Origin of the sequence: Formivibrio citricus (assembly GCF_900115065.1) — a bacterium.
Classification (GTDB): domain Bacteria; phylum Pseudomonadota; class Gammaproteobacteria; order Burkholderiales; family Chitinibacteraceae; genus Formivibrio; species Formivibrio citricus.
The window spans coordinates 30,887-54,931 of record NZ_FOVE01000014.1 but is presented as its reverse complement, the minus strand read 5'-3'; the positions used below and the strand labels follow the sequence as shown (position 1 = coordinate 54,931).

General features: G+C 59.4%; 24 protein-coding genes and 2 tRNA genes. 13 read left to right on the top strand and 13 right to left on the bottom strand.

The features are described 5' to 3' along the window. The first annotated feature begins 54 nt into the window (after positions 1-54). From BMZ36_RS09910 to BMZ36_RS14865, 5 genes are all read left to right on the top strand, one after another. Positions 55-1,011 (top strand): 3'-5' exonuclease, encoded by a 957-nt coding sequence (locus BMZ36_RS09910; protein ID WP_177187847.1) that lies wholly within the window; start codon positions 55-57, stop codon positions 1,009-1,011. After that, positions 992-2,182: a hypothetical protein gene (locus BMZ36_RS09905; protein WP_091195438.1), complete on the top strand. Its 1,191-nt coding sequence runs from the start codon at positions 992-994 to the stop codon at positions 2,180-2,182. The genes BMZ36_RS09910 and BMZ36_RS09905 overlap by 20 nt, the downstream gene beginning before the upstream one ends. After that, positions 2,179-3,300 (top strand): AAA family ATPase, encoded by a 1,122-nt coding sequence (locus BMZ36_RS09900; protein ID WP_091195434.1) that lies wholly within the window; start codon positions 2,179-2,181, stop codon positions 3,298-3,300. The genes BMZ36_RS09905 and BMZ36_RS09900 overlap by 4 nt, the downstream gene beginning before the upstream one ends. A 180-nt stretch (positions 3,301-3,480) precedes the next feature. Continuing rightward, a complete protein-coding gene (locus tag BMZ36_RS14360; RefSeq protein WP_143086023.1) occupies positions 3,481-3,705 on the top strand; it encodes a hypothetical protein in 225 nt (74 codons plus the stop codon). Then, positions 3,702-5,537 (top strand): recombinase family protein, encoded by a 1,836-nt coding sequence (locus BMZ36_RS14865; protein WP_373277413.1) that lies wholly within the window; start codon positions 3,702-3,704, stop codon positions 5,535-5,537. Before BMZ36_RS14360 ends, BMZ36_RS14865 begins: the two co-directional genes overlap by 4 nt. Here BMZ36_RS14865 and BMZ36_RS09885 read toward each other — a convergent pair. From BMZ36_RS09885 to BMZ36_RS09875, 3 genes are all read right to left on the bottom strand, one after another. After that, a tRNA-Glu gene (locus BMZ36_RS09885) sits at positions 5,497-5,571 on the bottom strand. The genes BMZ36_RS14865 and BMZ36_RS09885 overlap by 41 nt on opposite strands. Positions 5,572-5,625: 54 nt before the next feature. Further along, a tRNA-Ala gene (locus tag BMZ36_RS09880) sits at positions 5,626-5,701 on the bottom strand. Positions 5,702-5,764: 63 nt separating this feature from the next. Then, entirely contained in the window at positions 5,765-6,565 is an 801-nt protein-coding gene (locus BMZ36_RS09875; RefSeq protein ID WP_091195430.1) for an outer membrane protein assembly factor BamD, read from the bottom strand. Between BMZ36_RS09875 and rluD the strand changes: the two genes are divergently transcribed. Together rluD and pgeF are read left to right on the top strand one after the other, a co-directional pair. Continuing rightward, entirely contained in the window at positions 6,564-7,622 is a 1,059-nt protein-coding gene (rluD, locus tag BMZ36_RS09870; RefSeq protein WP_091195426.1) for a 23S rRNA pseudouridine(1911/1915/1917) synthase RluD, read from the top strand. The genes BMZ36_RS09875 and rluD overlap by 2 nt on opposite strands. Further along, positions 7,609-8,388 (top strand): peptidoglycan editing factor PgeF, encoded by a 780-nt coding sequence (gene pgeF / locus BMZ36_RS09865; protein ID WP_091195421.1) that lies wholly within the window; start codon positions 7,609-7,611, stop codon positions 8,386-8,388. Before rluD ends, pgeF begins: the two co-directional genes overlap by 14 nt. A gap of 105 nt (positions 8,389-8,493) precedes the next feature. On the opposite strand, the gene folE2 is transcribed toward pgeF, so the two are convergent. The 9 genes from folE2 to BMZ36_RS09820 form a co-directional block, all read right to left on the bottom strand. Then, positions 8,494-9,303, bottom strand: coding sequence for a GTP cyclohydrolase FolE2 (gene folE2, locus BMZ36_RS09860; protein ID WP_091195417.1), 810 nt, complete (start codon positions 9,301-9,303; stop codon positions 8,494-8,496). A 101-nt stretch (positions 9,304-9,404) separates the two neighbouring features. After that, positions 9,405-10,190, bottom strand: coding sequence for a flagellar biosynthetic protein FliR (gene fliR, locus BMZ36_RS09855; RefSeq protein ID WP_091195414.1), 786 nt, complete (start codon positions 10,188-10,190; stop codon positions 9,405-9,407). A 7-nt stretch (positions 10,191-10,197) separates the two neighbouring features. Next, the gene (gene fliQ, locus BMZ36_RS09850; RefSeq protein ID WP_091195411.1) at positions 10,198-10,467 is read right to left on the bottom strand and encodes a flagellar biosynthesis protein FliQ; all 270 of its coding nucleotides are present in this window, start codon (positions 10,465-10,467) and stop codon (positions 10,198-10,200) included. A gap of 10 nt (positions 10,468-10,477) precedes the next feature. Further along, a complete protein-coding gene (gene fliP / locus BMZ36_RS09845) occupies positions 10,478-11,215 on the bottom strand; it encodes a flagellar type III secretion system pore protein FliP (protein ID WP_091195408.1) in 738 nt (245 codons plus the stop codon). Further along, positions 11,212-11,658 carry a flagellar biosynthetic protein FliO gene (gene fliO / locus BMZ36_RS09840; protein ID WP_091195402.1) on the bottom strand — a complete coding sequence of 149 codons (447 nt, stop codon included), beginning with the start codon at positions 11,656-11,658 and terminating at the stop codon, positions 11,212-11,214. Before fliO ends, fliP begins: the two co-directional genes overlap by 4 nt. A 6-nt stretch (positions 11,659-11,664) precedes the next feature. Further along, positions 11,665-12,105, bottom strand: coding sequence for a flagellar motor switch protein FliN (gene fliN, locus BMZ36_RS09835; RefSeq protein WP_091195399.1), 441 nt, complete (start codon positions 12,103-12,105; stop codon positions 11,665-11,667). Beyond that, on the bottom strand, positions 12,098-13,117 hold the full coding sequence (gene fliM, locus BMZ36_RS09830) for a flagellar motor switch protein FliM (protein ID WP_091195396.1): 1,020 nt from the start codon (positions 13,115-13,117) through the stop codon (positions 12,098-12,100). Before fliM ends, fliN begins: the two co-directional genes overlap by 8 nt. A 38-nt stretch (positions 13,118-13,155) precedes the next feature. Next, complete coding sequence (locus BMZ36_RS09825) at positions 13,156-13,683, bottom strand: flagellar basal body-associated FliL family protein (RefSeq protein ID WP_091195391.1); 528 nt, start codon at positions 13,681-13,683, stop codon at positions 13,156-13,158. 164 nt (positions 13,684-13,847) lie between these two features. Next, entirely contained in the window at positions 13,848-15,038 is a 1,191-nt protein-coding gene (locus tag BMZ36_RS09820) for a flagellar hook-length control protein FliK (RefSeq protein ID WP_177187846.1), read from the bottom strand. 134 nt (positions 15,039-15,172) lie between these two features. Between BMZ36_RS09820 and flhB the strand changes: the two genes are divergently transcribed. Further along, positions 15,173-16,309 (top strand): flagellar biosynthesis protein FlhB, encoded by a 1,137-nt coding sequence (gene flhB, locus BMZ36_RS09815; protein WP_091195383.1) that lies wholly within the window; start codon positions 15,173-15,175, stop codon positions 16,307-16,309. A 53-nt stretch (positions 16,310-16,362) separates the two neighbouring features. After that, entirely contained in the window at positions 16,363-18,381 is a 2,019-nt protein-coding gene (gene flhA, locus BMZ36_RS09810) for a flagellar biosynthesis protein FlhA (protein WP_373277411.1), read from the top strand. Between the two features lie 14 nt (positions 18,382-18,395). Here the strand turns inward: flhA and BMZ36_RS09805 are convergent, their stop codons facing one another. Further along, the gene (locus tag BMZ36_RS09805; RefSeq protein ID WP_091195373.1) at positions 18,396-19,604 is read right to left on the bottom strand and encodes an MFS transporter; all 1,209 of its coding nucleotides are present in this window, start codon (positions 19,602-19,604) and stop codon (positions 18,396-18,398) included. Between the two features lie 183 nt (positions 19,605-19,787). Between BMZ36_RS09805 and flhF the strand changes: the two genes are divergently transcribed. Genes flhF through BMZ36_RS09785 form a run of 4 tightly spaced genes read left to right on the top strand, consistent with a single transcriptional unit; the run spans position 19,788 to position 24,037 of the window. Continuing rightward, positions 19,788-21,284, top strand: a complete 1,497-nt coding sequence (flhF, locus tag BMZ36_RS09800; protein ID WP_091195369.1) for a flagellar biosynthesis GTPase FlhF — start codon at positions 19,788-19,790, stop codon at positions 21,282-21,284. Position 21,285: 1 nt separating this feature from the next. After that, entirely contained in the window at positions 21,286-22,173 is an 888-nt protein-coding gene (locus BMZ36_RS09795) for a MinD/ParA family ATP-binding protein (protein ID WP_091195365.1), read from the top strand. Positions 22,174-22,175: 2 nt separating this feature from the next. After that, positions 22,176-23,276, top strand: coding sequence for an ABC transporter permease (locus BMZ36_RS09790; RefSeq protein ID WP_091195361.1), 1,101 nt, complete (start codon positions 22,176-22,178; stop codon positions 23,274-23,276). Beyond that, entirely contained in the window at positions 23,273-24,037 is a 765-nt protein-coding gene (locus BMZ36_RS09785) for an ABC transporter ATP-binding protein (RefSeq protein ID WP_091195358.1), read from the top strand. Before BMZ36_RS09790 ends, BMZ36_RS09785 begins: the two co-directional genes overlap by 4 nt. The last annotated feature ends 8 nt before the right edge of the window (positions 24,038-24,045 follow it).

The window sequence follows — 24,045 nt, the reverse complement described above, 5'->3', positions numbered from 1 at the left end:
CTTCATTGCATGTTGTACATACTGCAATACGCAAACATCACAAAGGAGCCAATCATGACACACACCCTCAACCCACACGTCAATCAAGCCCTACTTCTACTTGAAGGTCTTCCTGAAGACTTTAAAGTTCTGCGCCGCTTGAAACCACACGACCAGTTTGCCACCTCGGCCAACGAACCATGCTATCGAGGCATCGCCCTTGACATTGAAACTACGGGCAAACGCCATCAACACCACCGCATCCATCAATTGGCAATGATTCTGTTCGAATACACGGCAGAGGGAAAGGTCATCCGCGTCCTGGATCGCTATTGCGGCTATGAAAATCCCCAAGCCCCGCTTCCACCGCCAGCCGACATTCCTGGGCCACGACCTGATGGGATGTACCACGTTTATTTTGATGAAAATCGCATACGTCAGATGCTGGAGGGCGTCTCCATCGTAATTTCGCACAACGCCAGTTTTGACCGCCCTTTTGTCGAGAAACGCTTTGGATTTTTCAGTGAACTGGCCTGGGGGTGCTCGTTGCATGATGTCGATTGGCTCAGAACCGGCATCCGTAGCGGCAAGCTTGAACACTTGGCAATGCATTACGGCTTTTTCTACGACGCACACTGCGCGGAAGAGGATTGCAATGCCCTGCTGGAGATTCTCTCCAAGCAACTTAAAAAGCAGCGATACACAGTACTAAAGGCGATTCTCAACCAAGCCGTCACTGAAAAGGTTCGGATATGGGCAGAACACGCCTATGGAAAAAATCCCCAGCTCTTCGACCGTGAATACGCCTGGGGACCAAACAGCCGCTGCCGTTATAAAACTTTGCCGCGCGACCATCTGGAAATGGAGTTGAGCTGGCTTCAAACACATGTCTATGGCAATCGGATGTGCCCGACAACGATCCATATTGAGCAATTACCACCGCAGAAGCGGTTTGCAGATCGGCGTTACAAGGGCCTGCCATTCACATTCAAATCAATCAAGGAATCCCATCATGAGCAACTCGCTGCATGAAGACGCATTAAACACCATTGCCGGGCAAATCACGGACGGAGAAGAACCCGATCCGGACTGGGATGAGGTGCCGGAGGAAGATGAAGAAGACGTGATCAGCGAGGCAGCCCATCCTCCCGGGTTTGCCTTGCTGCTGAGCTGGCTGCGAGCCGAGCGGTGTTTGCAGGCCCATGGGCAAAAAGGCGCGGCGTTGATTCAGATCTGCGCGCCGCAGGCGGTATATGAGTCTGCGGACTTTGAAGCCTTGGCTTGGGCGGGGGGGTGTCAGTTGAGTTCGGCGTCTTCCCGTCGCCCCCGCAAGCGTGATTCCAGCGCTGCGTCGGATGTGCAGTTGGTCTTGTTGCCCCCAGAGCGCTTGGAGGCGGAGGCTTGGGTGGCGCGCCACGGGGCTGCGGTACGGTGTATCGGCCTATGGTGTTCGGAATCCGCGGAGCCTTTGTCAGGGGTGCCGGCCAGCCGGTGTTTAAAAATCGATCTGTTCGCTGAGCCCTTCCGTCCTTTCCTGATCCGCCATCTCTGGCAGCAATGGAGCAGGCAGGCTTTTGGCGAAGAGGTGGCATTGAGCACGCAGGTGTTCGAGGAATTGCAGTCGTTGCCGCGCGAGCAGGTTTTACCGGTTTTGCATGTGTTGCTGAGCGAGGCACTGAGTGGCGGCGATCTGCAGCATTTGCCGGGCTTGGCGATGGTGGAGCAGACGGCATGGCTGGCGGACGGGGGGATGATCTGGTCTGAGCCGGAGAGCGTGCGCGAGTGGGTCTTGGAAACTCTGTGTCACTGGTGGCAGGCACAGCATATGACAGTACTGCGGACAGAAGAGGATCGGTTGCAGTGCGTGATGACCTGGCGACCACCGAGAGGGATCCGTTTCGAGTTGGAATGTTCGGTCGATCGTTTCGGTCAGTTGCTGTTGGTGAGTCGCAGTGAGCGGCGATTCGAGCCTGAGCGGGTGGCGGTGTTGATGGGCGCGGTGAATGACTGGAATCAACGCGCAGGCTTGTGTGCGGCGGTCGTCAGTGAAGAGTCGGCACTGCTGGTGACTTTGAGTACCACGCTGGAATTCTCGCCAGGGACTTCCCGGACTTGGGCGCGCCAGTCCTTGTTGAAGGCGGCGCGGCAGATCTGCGAGTTCTGGTTGTTGAGCATGGGGGTGTTGCTGGAGGGCGGGTTATGAATGTCGATGTCACACAGTTACTGCAAGCTCATCCGCGTGCGCTGCTGCAGATGCTGCCCCGTAGGGCATCGGCTTCCTGTCTGTGGCGCGCCCGGCGTCTGATGGATCAGCCGGTGCCAATGTCGAAGGCCGTGCCAGAAAGTCCGCATTCGGTGGTGTTGGCCGATCCTGGGGCGTTGCTGCAACGACTGCAATCGGAGAACGGCAAGGATCGCCTTGCGCTGGTTGAGCAGTTGAAGGCATTGGCCCAGCCCAAGACATTGCTGATCCCGCAGGCGAAACATTGGCAGCAGTTGTTGGCATTGCATGAGCAGTTGCCCCATCAAAAAATGTGGATGGATCAGGTTCTGAACCGGGTGAAGTTGCAGGTTGCGACACAACAACCTTTGAAGCTCTCCCCTACCCTGTTGGCGGGGCCGCCGGGGAATGGCAAAAGCCATCTGTTGCATCAGGTGGCCGAGGTCTTCGGAGTGCCGACACTGGAAATCCAGTTGGGCGGCAACGCGGACAATCTGTCCTTGATCGGGACCAGCCGACATTGGGGCTCGGCCTCGCCGGGGAAACTGGCCTTGTTTATGGCGCGCTGTGAGGTGGCGAATCCGTTGATCTTGTTGGAGGAGGTCGACAAGAGCGGTCTCGGTCAGCATGGCTGGACACTCGACATCATCCTGATGCTGCTGGAGCCGGAGAATGCCTGTCGTTTTGAAGACAAGTTCGTCGATGTACCGATTGATTTGAGTTACTGCTCCTTCCTCGCTACGGCCAATCAGACAGACTATTTGCCGGCACCGCTGCTAAGTCGATTCCAGATCTGCCCGGTTCACGCACCGAAGGCGCGGGAATGGCCCGTGATTGTGCAGAAGCTCTATCAAGCGCTGCGCTTGCGCGATGGACGTGCGCAATTGTTTGCCGAGGAATTACCTCTTGAAGTGATGGAGGCCTTGTTGGCCAACTGCGGCAGTATTCGTGAACTGCGCTTGCGCTTGGAACAAGGATTCGATGCGGCGTTGGGCAAGTTCGATTCGCCGCAGGCCTTGCAAGCCTGTGCGGGGAATTTGTTGCCGGAGCCGCCGGAACCGCAGGCGGCGAATAATGCGCGGCGGATGGGGTTTGTGTAAGCGCTGATCCGCGGCCGCGCTGATATGAAATCACACCGTTGATACTGGCGGCAAACTTTAAGCTGGGTTGTGACTTAAATAGTGCATGGGCCCGTGGTTTTCACAAAAAAGCGGCCTAAAGTTTGAGTGTTTCGTGGGGAATGTGATTTGCTATGCACTTCAATACAAAGGAGTTTTTCCATGGCGATCATTGAAATCAACCTCTGGCAAATTCCCGTGCCACCGGCAGTGTCCCCATCGTTACCCAGCCAGGATCACCCGGCGATTCGGCAATGCGGGCAATGGCTGGCCACGGCTTATCGACAAGATCAGCAGCAACCGTCGATCACATCAAATGCGTTGGACGCAAACACATCAAATGCGCTGGATGCAAATGCACTCCCTTTCCCGGAGGATGCTCCATGAGAGTCGCCGCCTATTGTCGTAAAAGCACCGAGGATAGTCGCGTGGACGATAACAAATCGATCCATCGCCAGATGATTCGCTGTCGGGAATTTGCGCAAAGCCGCGGCTGGCAGATCGAAGATGCCGACATCTATGTGGACGATGGCATCTCCGGCGCTGAGTATTTATTGCGAGAGGGATTAAACAGGCTACACGCGAATCTGTCTCGCTATGATGTTTTGATCACGGCGGATCTGGATCGGCTGGGGCGCGACTCGCAACTGAATGTACTTTTGCTCGATGACATCATCAACCAGCACCATATTCAGGTTTGGTACTACCAGACAGGGCAACGTGAACTGGCTGATTCGCCGGAGGCGCGCCTGATGATCAATCTGCGTTCTTATGCCGGAGAGATGGAGCGAATCAGTGCCTCTGTGCGCAGTCGGGATACCCTGGCGCGCAAGGCCAGTCTGGGGCATGTCACGGGTGGGCGCGTATACGGTTATGAGAATGTGCCGGTTTTTACGACGGATGCGCATGGGCATCAGGTGCGCAGCCATACTGAGCAGCGGCCACTGGAAGCAGAAGCTGGGGTGGTCAGAGCGATTTTTACGATGTACGCCGATGGCTTGGGCTACCGCGATATTGCTCGGGTGTTGAATGGCGAGAATTCGCCACGCTATCTGGCGTTGAATTGCAAGTACTTGAACGGTGTTACCCCCCCTTCGCCCAGTGCAGGCAACCGAGGGTCGGGGAGCTGGTCCTCCAGTTGTATTCAGCCGATGCTGTGTCGGGAGCGTTATATCGGGGTGATCAGTTATGGGGAGTATCGTAAAACCCGACAACGGGGGCGCAAGAACAAGCGGGTGAAACAGGATGAATTTGCCCGGTATGAATTCCCTCATTTACGCCTGATTGAACAAGCGCTCTGGGATAAGGTGCAATTACGCGTTCAGGCGCACCGGGAGAATTACAACCGGCAGGTTAAAGCCGCGCCCCCGCCGAGTGCCTTCACCGTATCTGGCACGCCCTCTTCCGATTGGGCCTTGCCAGGCTTGTTGTCCAAGCCCGCGGCCATCGACACAGGTAAATCGAGTAAATACCTGCTGACGGGGATGATGCGTTGCGCGCTCTGTGGCGGGAACATTGTGATGCTGGGTGGAAAACCGCCCAAAAATCCTGAAAACGATCCTCGTAAATACTTGTACTACGGGTGCAGCACCCATCGCAATCGGGGCAATAGTGCCTGCAAGAACAGTTTCCGGATCAATATGCTGGTTCTGGATACGCAGGTCTTGGATCAAGTGAAGAAAATCCTGCTGACACCAGAAACCCGCGATCTGATGGTGGCGCAAGCCAAGGACTTCATGACGCAGCATGGTAATGAATCGGACAGCACGCAGCGCACAGAACAAATGAAAGCGACGCTAAGCAAGATTGAGCGGGAACTGAAAAACTTGCTGGGTTATCTTGCCGAGGGATCAGCCCCCAAAAGCGTTCTGGATGAAATTCGCCAGCGGGAGCAGTTACGCGAGGGGCTTCAAATTGGGTTGAAGCAAGAAGAAATGGTCATGCGTCAGCGCCACCAGTTTGACGAACAGGTGCTGAGCGACTGGCTGGACGAAATTCAACCCAAGTTGGGTGAGTTACTATCAGGGAATCTAGAGGAAACGCGAAAACTACTGAGAGAACTGCTTGCTGAACCGTTGGTTGCAACACCGCTCGCGAGTGCTAAAGGTAAGAAGCAGTTTTTAATTACCGGCAGAACCACACTGGGAGCAGTGATTCGTTCTGCGGGTTATATAAAAGTGGCGTCCCCACGGGGAATCGAACCCCGGCCGCCGCCGTGAAAGGGCAGTGTTCTAACCGCTAAACTATAGGGACTTCAACTTTTTACAAACGAATGCCGCACATTCATGCGGCCTTCATTTTATGTCTTGGTGGAGGTAAACGGGATCGAACCGATGACCTCTTGCATGCCATGCAAGCGCTCTCCCAACTGAGCTATACCCCCGAAGAGATTCGAATTATGCAGCACCCCTTCAGACCTGTCAACACCCCACTCAAACTTTTTGAATCAGAGCGGCGACCACCACCACGGGTCGCTCAGGAAGTTTTCCTGCATAGCCTTGCTGTCGGGATAATTTTTCTGCAATACGCGCTTGGCATCGTCACGCAGATCCTTCATGCCCAGCTTGTCGTAGGAAAGCACCATGAGCCCGAGCGCGCCTTCGACCTGTCTGGTGTTACCGTACTGCTCAATCAACAACTTGGCGCGGTTGGCTGCAGCCAGGAACGCGCCTCGCTTGTAGTAATAGCGCGCCACATGCAGTTCGTGCGAGGCAATCGCACCAATCAGGTAGTTCATCCGCAAACGGGCATCCTGCACGTACTTGCTGTCCGGATAGCGGTTCACGAGCTCGCGGAAAGCGTCGAAGGATTCCCGTGCGCTCTTCGGATCGCGCTCGGACATATCCTGTTGCGAGACTTTCGACATGAAGCCCTGCACTTCATTGAAGGAAACCAACCCCTTGAAGTAGTAGGCGTAGTCCATGTTCGGGTGCGTCGGATACTGCTTCACGAAGCGGTCGATTGCCGCCAGCGCCAGCGCGGGCTCTTTGTCCTTGTAATGGTTATAGGCAATCTCCAGCTGCGCCTGCTGGGCATAGCGCCCATACGGGAAGCGCGCCTCCAGCTTTTCGAAAAGCTTGGTCGAACGGTCGAAGTTGTTGCTGGATTGCTCGCTCTTGGCTTCGGAGTAAATCTTGTCCGCGCTCCAGCCTTTGGCCAGATCGTTGTCGTCCGGCGTGGAGGAACAGCCGGCAATCAAAATACCGGCACAGGCAACGGCAAGGATTCGGGTTAGAATCTGGTTCATGATGAATTCCACTATTGAACCCGACGATTATAGCGACTTCACGGAGGAGCGTGTTCTAACCGTTCCTCGGGAGCTCGCCGGCGAGCGGCTGGATGCCGCGCTGGCCAGTCTGATGCCGGAGTATTCTCGCAGCCGGATCAGCAACTGGATCAAGGACGGGCTGGTCACGGTCGACGGCAAGGAGTCAGTCCCCAAGCTGAAGCTCTGGGGCGGCGAGCATCTTTGCGTGCACATCCAGGCCAATCCGGAAGAAACCTCGTTCCAGGCCGAAGACATTCCGCTCGACGTTGTCTACGAAGACGAATCGATCCTCGTCATCGACAAACCGGCTGGCCTGGTCGTACACCCCGGCAGCGGCAATTGGTCCGGCACCGTGCTCAACGGTCTGCTTTTCGCATTCCCCGAACTCAAAACCGTTCCGCGCGCCGGTATTGTGCACCGGCTGGACAAGGACACCAGTGGGCTGATGGTCGTCGCACGCACGCTGACCGCGCAGAACAACCTGGTCCAGCAACTGCAGGCCCGCACGGTCAAGCGCCACTATCTGGCCATCGTCCAGGGCAAACTGGCCGGTGACGGCACCGTGGACGCCCCCATCGGCCGCCACCCGCGCGAACGCATCAAGATGGCCGTGGTGCATACCGGCAAACCTGCGATCACGCACTGGCGCGCCATCGAGCAATTCGCCGCGCATACACTCGTCGAATGCCGGCTGGAAACAGGGCGCACCCACCAGATCCGCGTGCACATGGCGCACATCGGCCACCCGCTCGCGGCCGATCCGGTCTATGGCGGCAAACCGCGCCTGGCTTCGCAAGAAATGACGCTGGCACTGGAAGACTTCAACCGTCAGGCGCTGCATGCGCGCAAGCTCTCGCTCGTCCACCCGGAAAACGGCAAGACCATGACCTGGAAAGCGCCGGTCCCGGAAGACATGACCGCCCTGCTCTATGCCCTGCGCGCCGACGCCGGCATGGCCGAAGAAGAGGAAGACTGGGACGATGACGATTGGGGCGACGAAGACGACAATTGCGAGATCTTCTATGTCAAGGAATGAGCCGGAATTCATCATTCCGGACTGGCCTGCACCGCCCAACGTCAAAGCGCTCGCCACCACCCGCCGGAGTGGCTTCAGTGGCGCGCCGTTCGATTCGCTGAACCTTGGCACCCATGTCGGCGACGACGCGCAAACCGTGGCCCGCAACCGCGCAAGCCTGCGCCGGCATCTCCCCACCGAACCGCTGTGGCTGAACCAGGTGCACGGCACCGTTGTCGCTGATGCGAGCCAGACTCCGGCCGGCAGCGATGCCGATGCAGCCGTTGCCCATGCTCCCGGCGCAGTCTGCGCGGTCATGACTGCCGATTGCCTGCCGGTACTGTTCTGCGACGAAACCGGAACCGTCGCAGGCGCCGCGCACGCGGGCTGGCGCGGGCTGTGCAACGGGGTGCTGGAGGCTACCGTTGCGGCGATGACGGTTGCGCCAGAACGCATTCTGGCATGGCTTGGCCCGGCCATCGGCCCGCAAGCCTTCGAGGTGGGAAATGAAGTTCGCGCCGCCTTTGTGGCACGCGATGCACACGCCGCCGACGCCTTCCGACCCGGAGCCGCGGAAGGCAAGTGGCTGGCCGATCTCTACCAACTGGCCCGGCAGCGGCTCGAAGCCTGCGGCGTTACCCGCATCTACGGTGGTGAATACTGCACCTTCAGCGAGCCGGCGCGTTTCTTCTCCTACCGTCGCGACGGGCAGACGGGACGGATGGCCAGCCTGATCTGGCTTGAGAACCCGTCATCATCCCGGCCAGAAAATCGCTCGACGGGATGAATTCCGTCCTGCGGCCTTACCGTCGCAATGGACAGACTGCCTGATCAGGCAGAAATGAGAAAGCCGGCTTGCGCCGGCCTTTTTGAATCCACTGCTACGCAGCAGTTATGCGCCTTCGCAGCAATTATTCACACGCTTGTCCTGCTCAATCAGCGCATAAGCCGAATGATTGTGGATCGACTCGAAGTTTTCCGATTCGACCACATAGGCGGCAATGCGGCTGTCGGCATTGAGACGCGAAGCCACGTCGCGCACCATGTCCTCGACGAACTTGGGATTGTCGTAGGCACGCTCGGTCACGTATTTCTCGTCGGGGCGCTTGAGCAGGCCGAAGAGCTCGCACGAGGCTTCCTTTTCCACCAGTTCGACAATCTCCTCGATCCAGACGTGTTCGGCCAGCGTGGCGGTCACCGTGACGTGCGAGCGCTGGTTGTGCGCCCCGTATTCGGAGATTTTCTTGGAGCACGGGCACAGGCTGGTGACCGGCACCTGCACCTTGAGGCGCATCTCGAACTGGCCTTTCTTGATTTCGCCAACCAGCGTCACCTCGTAATCCATAAGGCTTTGCACTTCGGAAACCGGCGCGCGCTTGTTGATGAAGAAGGGGAAACGCATTTCCAGGTAGCCGGATTCCGCCTCCAGGCGTTCGCACATCTGGCGCAGGATGGTTTCGAACGAATCGACCGAGATCGCCTTTTCATGGCTATTGAGAATCTCGACAAAGCGCGACATATGCGTACCCTTGAAATGCTGGGGCAGGAATACGTACATATCGAAAACGGCCACGGTGTACTGCTCACCGTCGGCTCGGTCGGATACGCGCACCGGGTGGCGGATCGACTTGATGCCCACCTTGTTGATGGCGATGTTGCGGTTATCCGGTGAATTCTGCACGTCGGCAATCGCTGCGGACATGGGGTCTCTCCTGAGTATTTTCCGGGATTATAACGCAGCCAATAACCGATTAAAGTAATCGGGAATTATTACAGGCGGGATGGAGCGCAATCCACCCAAAGTCACCCTCCGAACGCCCTCAACAGTTTCAGGAAATGACGGGTTATTTCGCCCAGGAAACCGTTGATGTACGGAACGAGGTAAGGCAGCGAAAGATAGAGCGCCCCAGCCCCGATGGCCAGCGTGAGAGGGAAGCCGATGGCAAACACGTTCAACTGCGGCGCGGCGCGCGTCATCACCCCGATCGCGAGATTGGTCACCAGCAGCGCAGCCAGCACCGGCAGGGACAGCATCACGCCCGAGCGAAAAACGAAAGCGCCAAAATCCGCCATCAGCTTGAGTCCGCCCGCGCCCGGCGGCGCCGGGCCGATCGGCAATTGAGCATAACTCTCGAGCAACGCACGCAGCACCACGAGATGACCATCAAAGGCCAGAAAAACCAGCAACATGAAAAGGCTCAGCAATTGCGCCACGACGGGTGTACTGGTCGCATGCTGCGGGTCGTAAAAAGTGGCAAAACCCAGCCCCATTTGCAAACCGCTTAAATGCCCGGCCATTTCCATTCCGGTAAAAATCAGGCGCACGGTAAAACCCAGCGAGGCGCCGATCAGCAGCTCTTTCAGGGCAATCAGGATGCCTTGCGGGGACACGACGGGGATATGCGGCAAAGGCTGGAGGTTCGGCGCCACCAGCAACACCAGGAGGATCGAAAGTCCGACGCGAACCCGTACCGGAATCGAGCGACTGGAAAAGAACGGATCAACGATCATCAGCCCGAAGATGCGCAAGTACGGCCACCAGAACAGCGCCAGCCACGCATCCACCTGCCCCTGGGTAAAGGAGAGCATGGCAGATTCAGCCGACCATCTGCGGAATGCTCTGGTAAAGGCGCACGGTGTAATCCGTAATCACCTGCAGCATCCACGGTCCGGCCAGAACGAAGACCAGAAACGCCACCAGCATCTTGGGGATGAAGGACAGCGTAGCTTCGTTGATCTGGGTAGCCGCCTGGAACACACTGACCACCAGCCCCACCACGAGCGTCGCCAGCAGCAAGGGGCCGCCCAGCAAAACCATAACCTCCATCGCACGCTGCAGAAGGCTGATTACGGACTCCGGCGTCATTCCGCCCTCCTCACAGCAGGAAGCTCTGCACGAGAGAGCCCATCAACAGCGTCCAGCCATCGACCAGAACAAAGAGCATCAGCTTGAACGGCAAGGAAATGATCATGGGCGAAACCATCATCATCCCCATCCCCATCAACACACTGGCCACCACGACATCGATAATCAGAAACGGGATCATCACCAGAAAGCCGATCTGGAATGCCGTCTTGAGTTCGCTGGTCACATAGGCCGGCACCAGCACGCGCAACGGCACATCCTCCGGCCCATTGGGCTTCTGCGCACCGGAAACCTCGATAAAGAAAGCCAGATCCTTCTGCCGGGTCTGCTTGAGCATGAACTCCTTCAACGGCACCGACCCCTTGGCCAACGCCTCGTTGAAACCGATCTTCTGCGCCGAATAAGGCTGGTAGGCTTGCTGATAGACCTTGTCGAACACCGGCGCCATCACGAAGAAAGTCAGGAACAGCGACAGACCGACAACCACCTGGTTGGGCGGGGACTGCATGGTTCCCAGCGCTTGGCGCAAGAGCGACAGCACGATCACGATGCGCGTGAACGCCGTCATCATCAACAGGATGGCCGGCAGGAACGACAGCGCCGTCATGAACAGCAGCGTCTGGACCGGCAGGGTGTAAGTCGTGCCTCCGCCGGAAGACGAGGCGTTCAGCAGCGGAATTCCCGGGTCAGCTGCCCAGACAGGGGCAATCAACAAGCCGAGCAAAATGAAGGGGGCGAAGCGTTTCATGTTTTTCCCGGCGCATTGCCGGATGCGCCGCCGATCCGTTTTTGCAGAGCCCGGCCCAGCCATTCGGCGAATGGTGGTGTACCGGGCGCAGAGACAGCCGCATCTTCGGGCTTGGGCATACTGGAAAGCAGATTGACGTTCTGGGCGGTCACACCCAAAACCAGCCATTGATCGCGCACCTCGACAATCACCACGCGCTCGCGCTGCCCCACCATCACCCCTGACACGACCCGCAGCTGCCCGCCAGCCGCAGAGGGAAGAAGGGAGAAGCGCCGCATCAGCCAGGCAGCAGCCACAATCAAACCCAGAACGAAAACCAGCACCAGAAAAACCTGCAGCATGTTCCCGGCTAGTGACGGCTCCGCAGCCGGCGCAGAGGCCGTTGCGCGGGCGATGCAAGGCAAGCCGGCTGGCAACGCCGCAAACAGACACCGGAGTTGCATTGTCGATTACTTGTGCAGACGGCGGATACGTTCCGCCGGGGTGATGATGTCGGTCAGGCGAATCCCGAATTTGTCGTTCACGACCACGACTTCACCTTGGGCGATCAGGCAACCGTTGACAAGCACATCCATGGGCTCGCCCGCCAGGCCGTCAAGCTCCACGACGGAGCCTTGCGCCAGCTGCAGCAGGCTGCGAATGGCGATCTTGGTACGACCCAGTTCCACAGTCAGCATAACCGGGATATCGAGCACCATGTCGATATTGCTGGGCGCAGAACCGCCGCCCCCTATCGTATGGGTATCGAAACTTTCAAAGATATTGGCTGCCTGAACGCTGGGCGAAGGCGCACTCTCTGCCGTTTCTACAGTTTCCTGTTCGGCAAGCGCGGCCGCCCAGTCATCCATGATGCTGGAATCGTCTGCGGATGTATTCTCGTCGTCAGCCATTCGGCTCCCCCTGGCCATCATCTTCCGGCAAACCGGCCATCATTTCCGGCGTGCTGAGTATCTTGTTCACCTTCAAGGCGTACTGACCGTTAAGAATACCATATTTGCATTCAAGCACTGGAACTCCGTCCACCTCGGCCACGACCGCCTCGGGAATATCCAGAGAGATCACATCTCCCACTTTCAGGTTCACGATATCGCCAAGTGTGACCTTGGCATTACCCAGCTGCGCAACGAGATCGACCTCCGCCTGCTGGACCTGGCGACGCAGCAACTTCAGCCAGCGGGTATCCGATTCCATCCGGTCGGCCTGCATGGAGCTGTAGAGCATGTCGCGAATCGGCTCGATCATCGAATACGGCAGGCAGACATGGAAATCACCGCCACCGGCACCCAGTTCGATCTTGAAGGTATAAGAAACAACGACTTCGGTCGGAGTAGCGATGTTGGCAAACTGGGTATTCATTTCCGAGCGCACGTAGGCGAACTCGCACTCGAACACCGGTTTCCAGGCTTTCTGGTATTCCTCGAACACCACGTCCAGCAAACGCTGGATGATGCGCTGCTCGGTCGGGGTAAAGTCACGGCCTTCGACTCGTACATGGTAGCGCCCATCGGAACCGAAGAGATTGTCGACCACCAGGAATACGAAATCCGGATCGAAGATGAACAAGCCGGTGCCGCGCAGCGGCTTCATGTGGATCAGGTTGAGGTTGGTCGGCACCACCAGATTGCGGATGAAATCACCGTATTTCTGAACCTTGACCGGCCCCACCGATATTTCGGCGTTGCGGCGCATGAAATTGAAGAGGGCAATGCGCAGGTTGCGGGCGAAACGCTCGTTGATGATTTCAAGCGTCGGCATCCGGCCACGAACGATGCGTTCCTGGCGGCCGATGTCATACGAGCGGACAGCCGAACCCTCGGCTTCCTCTTCAGAAGAATCCTCCTCGCCGGTCACACCGCGCAGCAGCGCATCGACCTCTTCTTGGGAAAGAATATCGTCTGCCATGATTCTTCAGCGACAAACCCGGTTTACTTTCTATCGGCTCAACGCACGATAAATGTAGTGAACTGCACCGAGAGCACGCCCTCACCCTCGCCTTCTATCTTGAGAATCTTGTTGATGAGCTCGCGAATCTCCGCGCCGAGCTTGTCTGTTCCTGCCGCGGTTTTCACTTCCTCGGGCTTCTTGGAACGCAGCAGCTTGTTCACTTCACTCTGGATCTTGGGCATGTACTGCTTGAGCAAATCCTTTTCCTTGACGTTCGACAGCTCGACCGAAATATCGGTTTGCAAGACTTCGTTGGTTTCGGGCGCATTGAGGTTAACCGTAAACTGGGCCAGCTTCTCGAAAACGGGCGCGGCCTTCTTTTCGTCTTTCTTTTTCTTGGCGTCTTTCTTGGCTTCCGTCTTGGTTGCTTGCCCGCCATCGTCTTCGGAATTGCCCGATTTAAGCATCAGAAAGGCCGCCAGTCCACCGCCGACCAGCAAGACCAGAACCACCACACCGATGATGATGAACATCATCAATTTTTTCTTGGATTTGGGAGCGGCATCGGCTTTGGCTTCGGACATGACTCACCTCTCGTTGAAACTGTTTTATAGCCCCCTGCCCGAACAGCAGAAAGCGGCGCTTACGGCAAAGCCAAAGCGCCTCATCGGGTTATAAAACAAAAACGCCCTAAAAACAAGAGATAAGCGAGCTGTGTTGAGATATTACTTGGAATACAACACCGCAATCATACGTACAAGCTTACGCCCGAACGTGCTACCGGCACCGTCGTCTCCGTGCGCCAGTAGGGCGCAGCCGATTCCCCGTCAAAGGCACGGCCATTTTGCCCCCCTTGCCCCGCACTCTGGAAAGAGGAAGCCTGCTGCTGGCGCGACTGCTCCTGCGCATGCTGGTGCAGGGAATCCGACGCCACCTGAACATTGACCAGCTGGATACCCTGATCAGCCAGCAAGGCCGTGAGCTTGGGCGTGGCGGCCTCCAGCGCTTCCCGCACCGCCGCATGCTGGGAGGCAAATACGACGCTGGCCTGCTCCTGCCCCAGCGTAAGCCGGACTTCCATCGGCCCCAGATGCGGCGGATTGAGCTGCATTTCGACCTGCTGCTCCTGCCGCCCCAGCATCATGCTGACTCGTTGAGCCACCGCATCTCCCCAACGGGAATCACCGACCGGCTCGGCAACGACATGCTGCGCCGCGGTCTTGGCGACCTGTTCGCCGCTGGATTCGGGCGAACGGATTGCCGGCTGGCTGACCGCCAGCCAGTTCTGCGACTTCGCTCCCTCTTCGGAGCCAAGCGCATCTTTATCGTTATCCAGGCGCCCGGCGAGGATGCCGGAAAAAGACATCTTTTCCAGCGAGGCAGACAGATCCTGCGGCAAAGCCTTGCCGGATTCCGTGACAGAGTTTGCCGCCAACATTTGGCCAAGCCCCCCCGTGACCGGGGCTCCGGGCTCGCCATTGCCTGTACTTGCCAGCTCCCCGAAGGGTTGCGCTGTTGCTGCCTTCCCTTGCCCTTGCGCCGCCAACACCGTGGCTTTTGCGCCCTCAGGGGCAATTTTGGCCGCGTCCGTCAGCCCCTGCATCTGCGGCATGATCTGCGTCGCCTGGGCTGTCTGTTGCATCATCAACAACCAGGGCATGGCCACTGCATCTACCATGGCCTGCTGTTCGCCTGTAGCGCTTGCATCTGCTGTTTGCGCCTCGGTGGTAGTTGCTGCTTCGGCTGATGCGGTTTCTGTCTTTGCAGATTCTGCCGCAGCCTTCTCCCCTGCTTGCTGCTCTCCGCCCTTGCGGGACACTTCCCGTGCAAGCACCTGACCAAAAGGCTGCTCTGCAGAAGCTTCCGTCGTGGCCGATTTCGTTTCCACACCGCGACCGATACCTGCACTGACGGACAAGACTTGGGATGCTGAAGCCATGGTATTCACCTTGACGAAAAATTTGCTCTTGCCGGACATAAAGCAAGGACAATGCCAGGCAGATTCTGGAGCTAGCCCAAACGCAGCTTTCTAACCAGCGTCAACAGAACTTGGGTCAGTGATACACTTCGCGCATGGCAGAGGATTCCGATCTCGAACGAACAGAACCGCCTTCCCCGCGACGGCTGGAAGAAGCCCGTCGCAAGGGGCAAGTACCGCGCTCGCATGAACTCACGACCTTTGCCGTGCTGATGACCGGGCTCATGTCCGTATTCATGCTGGGCCCCTCCCTTTTTTCCACCCTGAAGCAGATCATGGTCGGCGAATTCGGCTTTACGCGCGCCGTACTGGCCGATCCTTCCATGATGTGGCTGCATTTGCAGATGGCCGTTCGTGCAGCCATGCTCGCCCTGTTACCGGTCTTTCTGGCCTGTGCGCTGGCAGCCGTCCTTACGCCGATCATGATCGGCGGCTGGCTGTTCACGTTCGACCCCCTCACCCCCAACTTCGAACGCATGAACCCGATGAACGGGATAGGCCGCATGTTTTCGATTCGCAGTCTGGTCGAGATGACGAAGACGGTGCTCAAGTCGGGGTTGGTCGGGGGCGTAGCGGCTGCCGTGCTCTGGAAGGACCGCGACCAGTTCCTGCAGATCATCACCATGCCGCCGGATGCAGGCTTCGTGTTCCTGGGGCAGATGGTGCGCTTCACGCTGACGATGACCGTCGCAGCGATGGCGCTGATCGTGCTCATCGACGTTCCCTATCAATTGTGGGACTACCACAAGGGCCTGCGCATGACCAAGGAAGAGGTCAAGCAGGAAATGAAGGAAATGGAAGGCTCGCCGGAAATCAAGGGCCGCATCCGCCAGTTGCAGCGCGAGGCCGCGCGCAAGCGCATGATGGCCGCGATTCCCAAGGCCGACGTGATTGTCACCAACCCGACCCACTATGCCGTGGCCATCCAGTACACGGAAAAGATGCGCGCGCCGATTGTAATCGCCAAGGGCTCTTTCCTTCTGGCCGAGCGCATCATCGAGATCGGCAAGGAGCACAAGGTCATGGTTATCCGTACCCCGCCATTCGCTCGAGCCCTTTATCATCACACCGAACTCGGCCAAGAAATTCCTGCTGCGTTGTATACTGCCGCAGCCGAAGTGCTGGCCTATATCTACCAGCTCAAGCAGTACCAGAACCACGGCGGCGTGGAACCTGAACTCAACGACAACCTGCCTGTTCCCAAAGAACTGGATCCGGAAGCTGAAAACTAAACGTGTGGCGCGACTTTAATCTCAACCGGCTGGCGGGCCCGATCCTCGTGCTGATGATCCTCGGCATGATGATCCTGCCCTTGCCGGCGCTGGCCCTCGATTTTTTCTTCACCTTCAACATTGCCATCTCGGTGATCGTGCTGATGGTAAGTCTGTATACGCGCGAGATCCTGGAATTCTCCTCGTTCCCGATCGTACTGCTGATGACCACGCTGCTGCGACTCTCGCTCAACGTCGCCTCGACCAAGCTGGTGCTGACGGCCGGGCACACCGGCCCGGATGCAGCCGGCAAGGTCATCGAATCGTTCGGCCATGCGCTGATCGGCGGCAACATGACTGTCGGTATCGTCGGCTTCATCATCCTGACCATCATCAACTTTGTCGTGATTACCAAAGGTGCTGGCCGGATCGCCGAAGTGTCGGCCCGCTTCACCCTGGACGCCATGCCCGGCAAGCAGATGGCCATCGATGCCGACCTCAACGCAGGGCTGATCGGCGAGGACGAAGCCCGCCGGCGCCGTGCCACCATCTCTCAGGAAGCCAATTTCTTCGGCTCGATGGACGGCGCCTCCAAGTTCGTCCGCGGCGATGCCGTTGCCGGCATCATGGTCATGATCATCAACATCGTCGGCGGGTTGATCGTCGGCATGGTGCAGCACGACCTGCCCTTTGCCGAGGCCGGCAAGGTCTACACGCTGCTCACCATCGGCGACGGTCTGGTCGCCCAGGTACCCTCACTGATCATCTCGGTCGCGGCCGGCATCGTCGTTTCGCGCGTCAGCAACAACGAAGACCTTTCCGAACAGCTGCTCGGCCAGCTTTTCGCCAAGCCGCAGGTGCTGTACGTCACAGCCGGGGTGCTGGCGATTCTTGGCCTGATTCCGGGTATGCCGCATTTCGCTTTCCTGCTCATGGCCCTGCTCGCCGGCGGCTTGGCCTGGTGGCAGGAACAACGCGCCAAGGAAAAGGAAGCGGCCGCCCAGGCTGCACCTGCCGCTGCCGCAACAGGCGTAGCCCCGGCGGAAGCGCCGCTACAGGACGTGAGCTGGGCCGATGTGCAACCGGTGGACCAGATCGGGCTGGAAGTCGGCTATCGCCTGATCCCGCTCGTCGACCGCACTCAGGACGGCGAACTGCTGCGCCGTATCCGCGGCATCCGCAAAAAGATCGCGCAGGAACTGGGCTTTCTGGTTCCGGCCGTGCACATCCGCGACAACCTGGAACTGAAACCCAACCAGTACCGCATCCAGCTCAAGGGCGTGGACGTCGGCGCCGGTGAGGCTTATGTCGGCCAGTGGCTGGCGATTAACCCCGGCAACGCAATGGGGCAACTGCCCGGCACGCAAACCACGGACCCCACCTTCGGCCTGCCAGCGACCTGGGTCGACAGCGGTCTGCGCGACCAGGCGCAGGCCATGGGCTATACGGTCGTTGATGCCAGCACCGTGGTCGGCACACACATCTCCAACATCCTGCAAAGTCATGCTTCCGAATTGCTCGGGCGCGAAGAAGTACAGCAATTGCTTGACCATGTCCGCAAGGAAGCGCCCAAACTGGTCGAAGACCTGATCCCCAAGATCGTTCCGGTTGGTACCCTGCAAAAGATACTGCAGAACCTGCTGGAAGAAGGGATGCATATCCGCGACATGCGCACGATTCTGGAAACCGTCGGCGAACATATTGTGCGCAACCAGGATGTCGATGAACTCACCTCGGCAGTACGCGTGGCATTGGGCCGCGCCATCATCCACCAGATTTTCCCCGGCGAGAACGAGCTGCAAGTGGTCACGCTGGAACCGCAACTGGAAAACATCCTGCTCTCCGCCGCTACCGGCAAATCGCAGGGGGGGTTGGAACCGGGACTGGCCGAGCGCCTGCTGCAACAAGCTTCGGCGCTGGTCGAAAACATGGAAAACCAGGGGCTCAACACCGTCCTGATCTGCCCGGCGCAACTGCGCCCCATGCTCTCGCGCTTCCTGCGCCGCAGCACACCGGGCCTGCGCGTCATTTCGCACAACGAGATCCCCGACAACAAGACCATCCGCATTGTTGGCGTGCTGGGCGGGCAGTAAATTCTATCTAGCGTTCACGCTTTCTTTCGCCCCACATCCGGCAAAAACGCCGTCAACAGCCCCAGCAGCGGCAAATACGCGCAAACCTGATAGACGAACTCGATCCCGTACCAATCCGCCAGTTTGCCAAGCAGCGCCGCGCCGATGGCCCCCATGCCGAACGAGAAGCCGAAGAACAAACCTGCGACCATGCCCACGCGCCCCGGCATCAGCTCTTGGGCAAACACGATGATCGCGGAAAAGGCCGACGCCAGAATCAGGCCGATGATGAAGCTGAGAATGCCGGTCCAGAACAGGTTGGCATGCGGCAGCATCATGGTAAAAGGCGCCACGCCGAGAATCGAGAACCAGATCACGCGCTTGCGGCCGATGCGGTCGCCGACCGGGCCGCCGATGATCGTGCCCGCCGCAACCGCGAACAGGAAAACAAAGAGCTGTATCTGCGCCGCCTGCACCGAAATCCCGAACTTGTGCATCAGGTAGAAAGTGAAGTAGCTCGACAGGCTGGCCAGATAAAAATATTTGGAAAAGATCAGCGTCAGCAGTATGGTAATCGCCGCCACCACCTGGCCGCGCGGCAAAGCGTCGGGCTTCACGCCCTGATTCAGCTTGGACTTGAACGTCCCCTGCGCTTGTTGATGCGCATACCAGTTACCGACTTTCCACAACACGGCCATTGCCAACACCGCGGCCAGCGCAAACCAGGCCACGCTGCCCTGCCCGTTGGGAATCACGATCAGCGCTGTGAGCAGCGGTCCCAGCGCGGTTCCGGCATTGCCGCCGACCTGAAACAGCGATTGCGCCAGCCCGAACCGCCCACCCGAGGCCATGCGCGCCACGCGCGACGATTCCGGATGGAAAATCGATGACCCGCTGCCCACAAGCGCCGCCGCACACAGCAGGCCAGGATAGCTCGTCGCCATGGCAAGCAGCAGCAGGCCCGTCAGCGTGCAGCCCATGCCGAACACCAGCGAATACGGCTTGGGATGACGATCCGTGTACATGCCCACCAGCGGCTGCAACAGCGAAGCCGTGGCCTGGAAGGTAAAGGTGATCAGCCCGATCTGGGCAAAGCTCAGGTTGAACCCGCCCTTGATCAGCGGGTACATCGCCAGGATCAGCGACTGCATCATGTCGTTGAGGAAATGCGAAACGCTGATGGCTCCCAGCACCCGGAAGGCCGTTTCGTGTTTTGCCACAGCCGATTCACTGCTTTGCGTCATTTTCCATCCTTGCAAAACGCCAGTTTTAATGGGTTCGACGATACGCCCTGCCTCATCGCCGGACAACGCAAATACGAACCAAACTCCCCGCTCCGTGTCAGGCTACGGAGTGGGAAACAGACAAGATTTGTACAGAATGGGACTTACGGACAATAATAAGCGGATTCCATTCGGCAACCGGTTATGGTCGTTAAAAAGTTCTACGGAGCCACCACTCGAGATGCGCTGCGCCAGGTTCGTGATGAACTGGGGCCGGATGCGCTCATCCTGTCGAACCGGCAGGTAGCCGGGGGCGGGTTCGAGATCATGGCCGTCGCGGAAGCCGACGTCGCGATCCTGACCAACATCCAGTCCGGCTCCTCGGCCCCCAAGCCCACGGCACGCGCCACGCAAAACGGCGCGCGGCTGGTGCAATCGGCGCAAAGCCAGCCACCGGCCGCTCGCGCGCTGGCACGCTCCTACGCGATTCCCGATGAAGACCACGATCCGACGCTTGACGATCTGCCGACCGAGATGCCTCCGGTCATCCGCAGCAACCGCCAGGCCCCGCCGCCCGCGCCACCCAAAGAACAAGCACGCTACGAAGCAGAACCTGAACCACAGCCGGTGCGCAGTGCACCTCCGCCGCGCCGCGCCGTAACGCCCGCAGCCCGGACCATGCCGATCCTCGACTTCGAGGAACGCACGCCTCCCGCACCTTCGTTGCAGGAGCAGGAAGTCGCCCAGGATATCGCCCGCGAGATCCGCCTGCTGCGCGGCCTGCTGGAAAGCCAGATGGCCGGGATGGCCTGGAACGAGCTCGCCAAGCACGCCCCGGAAAAACTGGAAATCCTGCGCCAACTGCTCGGGGCCGGCTTCTGCCCGGCGCTTTCACGCCAGTTGATCGACAAGATGCCGGCCGGATTGAGCATCGAGCAGGGAATCGGCTGGGTCAAGGCCGCGCTCAAGCACAACCTGCCCACCCCCGTGCCGGGCGAGGACATCATCACCCGCGGCGGCGTCTACGCCCTGATCGGCCCGACCGGCGTGGGCAAGACCACCACGGTCGCCAAGATCGCTGCGCGCGCGGTGCAGGCCCACGGCCCGCAATCGGTCGCGCTCCTGACCACCGACAGCTACCGGATCGGCGCGCACGACCAGTTGCGCATCTACGGGCGCATCCTCGGCGTACCGGTTCACGACGTGAAGGACGAAACCGATCTGGAACTGACGCTATCGGACCTTTCCGACCGCCATCTGGTCCTGATCGATACCGTGGGTATGGGCCAGCGCGACCAGCGCATCGGCGAGCAACTGGCACTGTTCAACCTGGAAAACATCGGCACGCTGCTGCTGCTTTCGGCCAACGCGCAGGCATCGACGCTCGACGACGTGGCGCGCCGCTACCGCAACAGCCACCTGACGGGCTGCATCCTGACCAAGCTTGACGAAACCATGGCTTTCGGCGGCTGTCTCGATGTTGCCATCCGCCACCGCCTGCCGCTGCATTTCGTCACCAACGGCCAGCGTGTTCCGGAAGACCTGCACGGCGCAAATACCGGCTACCTGATCGACCGCGCTTTCCGCACCCAGCAAGACAGCAACGCCTTCCAGCTCAAGAAAGACGAGTACCCGATCTTCATGGGTGCGCAAGACATGCCGCTCGATTTCGACCTGAACCTCGGAGCACCCCGTGGCTAGGATGAAGCGCGGCCACGATCAGGCGGCCGGGCTGCGAGAATTGTTGTCCACCCCGGTCTGCCGCAGCGTCAGCCTTGCGGGCGGGCGCGGGGAGGCCGGATCGACCACGCTGGTCATCAACCTTGCTGCCGCGCTGGCGCAACGCAGCCGTGACGTAATCGTGCTCGACGAATTTTCCGGCACTGGTAACGTCTGCAACCGGCTGCAAGTCGCGCCCCACCACGATTTTGAATCCGTACTGCGCCGCGAAGCGAGCCTGGGCGATGCCTTGGTCGATAGCGGCTACGGTTTTTCGGTGCTGCCGATTGCCGCCCGCGCGCAGACGCTCGCAAGCCTCAACGAGCTGGAACAGCGGCGGCTGGCGCATGAATTCGAACACCTGGCGCAGGGCGCGGACTTTCTGCTGCTCGACACCCGACCCGCAGCCAACAGCGACGTTCCCGGACTGAGCCTCGCCGCCGACGACGTGGTCGTGGTGCTCACCAACCGCGCCGAGTCTCTGACCGATGCCTATGCCACGATCAAGTTGCTGCATACCGAGTACGGCCGCCACGAGTTCCGCATCCTCGTCAACCGTGCGGAAACGCTCGACGAGGCCGCTGCACTGTTCGGACGCATCCGGCAAGTGGCACGCCAGTATCTGGGCGAAGGCATCCACCTCAAGCTGATCGGCTTCGTCCCCGAAGACGAAAAACTCAACCGTTCCGCGCGCCTGGGACAATCCGTGCTGGAAGCCTTTCCCGATTCGGAATCGGCCATCGCTTTCCGGCAACTCGCCGACGCGATGCTGCGCTGGACCCCGCCGCGCCATCCGGCTGACACGCCAGCGGTTTTCGTGCACCGCCTGATCGAATCCAGTCGTTTGCTTTCCGAACAGTTGCGCCACTGATCATGGACACTACACCGCCCTTTGCCTCGCTCGATGCTTGCCCGCCGGGTTCGGACGCCGATTTCGCACTGTCCGGCAGACTGGAGCTGTCTACGGTCAGCGCGCTCTGGCAGGAAACCCGGCAACGGATCGCCGGCCCGACCCGCATTGATGCCAGCAAAGTCAGCGCTTGCGACGGCGCGGGGGCCGCGCTGCTGTTCGATCTCCACCGCCAAGGTGCCCGCATTGCCGGCCTGCGCCCGGAGTTCCAGCGTCTGCTCGATTCGCTGGAGCCGGACAAACCGTTCGCGCCGGGCAAATTGGCTCACCGCAAGCCGCTCTTGATCCGCGCCGGACAATTCCTGCACGACTGGCTTCTGGAATTGCGCCAGCAGATCACCTTCACCGGAGCGATCGCGGCCGATCTCGCCGACCTCGTGCGTCATCCCAGGAACCTGCGCTGGCAGGATTTCCTGCGCCAGTGCGAACTCACGGGCGCCAACGCGCTGCCGATCATTTCGCTTATCGCCTTCCTGATAGGCGTGATTCTTGCCTTCCAGTCCGCGCTGCCGCTGCGCCAGTTCGGTGCGGAAATCTTCGTCGCCAACCTGCTGGGGTTGTCGCTCGTGCGCGAGATGGGACCGCTGATCACCGCGATCCTGCTCGCCGGACGCACCGGCGCGGCCTTCGCCGCCGAAATCGGCACCATGAAAGTCAATGAGGAGGTCAACGCGCTGACGACCTTCGGCTTCGACCCGGTGCGCTTCCTGGTTCTGCCACGCCTTCTGGCCGGGCTGCTGATGGCCCCGCTTCTGACTGCCTGCGCGGAAATCGTCGGCCTCGTAGCCGGCGCACTGGTGCTCGAAGGCTTCGGCATTCCGTTCAACACCTTCTTTCACCAGGTCGCCAGCAGCACCAATCTCGCCGATTTCGTCGGCGGCATGGTCAAAGCTGCCGTTTTCGGGCTCGAAATCGCCGCCATCGGCTGTCTGCGCGGGCTGGCCACGGGGGCTGGCGCAAGCGCCGTGGGCAGCTCCACCACGCGCGCGGTCGTGCAGACACTGGTCATCCTCGTCGTCACCGACGGCCTTTTTGCCATGCTCTACTACTACCTGAAAATATGATTGCCCCTACCATCCGCGTCGAAAACCTGCGCTGCGGCTACGGCAAGCGGGTCTTGCTCGACGACATCAATTTCAGCATTGAGGCAGGCGAGGTCGTCACCATCCTCGGCGGCTCAGGCTGCGGCAAATCGACACTGCTCAAGCACCTGATCGGCCTCTACAAGCCGATGTCCGGCCGCATCGAGATCGGCGGCGACGATTTTGTAGGCGCCAGCGGCGCCCTGCGCGAACGCATCCTGCGCCGCTTCGGCGTGATGTACCAGTCGGGCGCGCTGTTCGGCTCGATGACGGTGCTGGAAAACGTGCGCCTGCCGCTGGAAAGCTTCAGCGATCTGGACGAAAAATCGATTGACCTCGTCGCGCGCCTCAAGCTGCGCCAGGTCGGGCTGGAAGACTTCGCCGCGTTTCTGCCCTCCGAGTTGTCCGGTGGCATGCAGAAACGCGCCGCGATTGCCCGCGCCATGGTGCTTGATCCTGCTATCCTGTTTCTGGACGAACCTTCGGCCGGTCTCGATCCGGTCACTTCTGCCGGGCTCGACGCGCTGATCCGGCGGCTGGCAGAAATCCAGGGCATGACCATCGTCGTGGTCACGCATGAACTTGCCAGCATTGCGGCGATTGCAGACCGGGCGATCATGCTCGACCGCGACGCCCAAGGCATCATTGCCGTGGGTACGCCGGCAGAACTCGCCGAACACACCGACCCGCGGGTACGCCGCTTCTTCCTGCGCGAGCCGGAAAATCATTTGACGGGATCTTGAGATTGGGA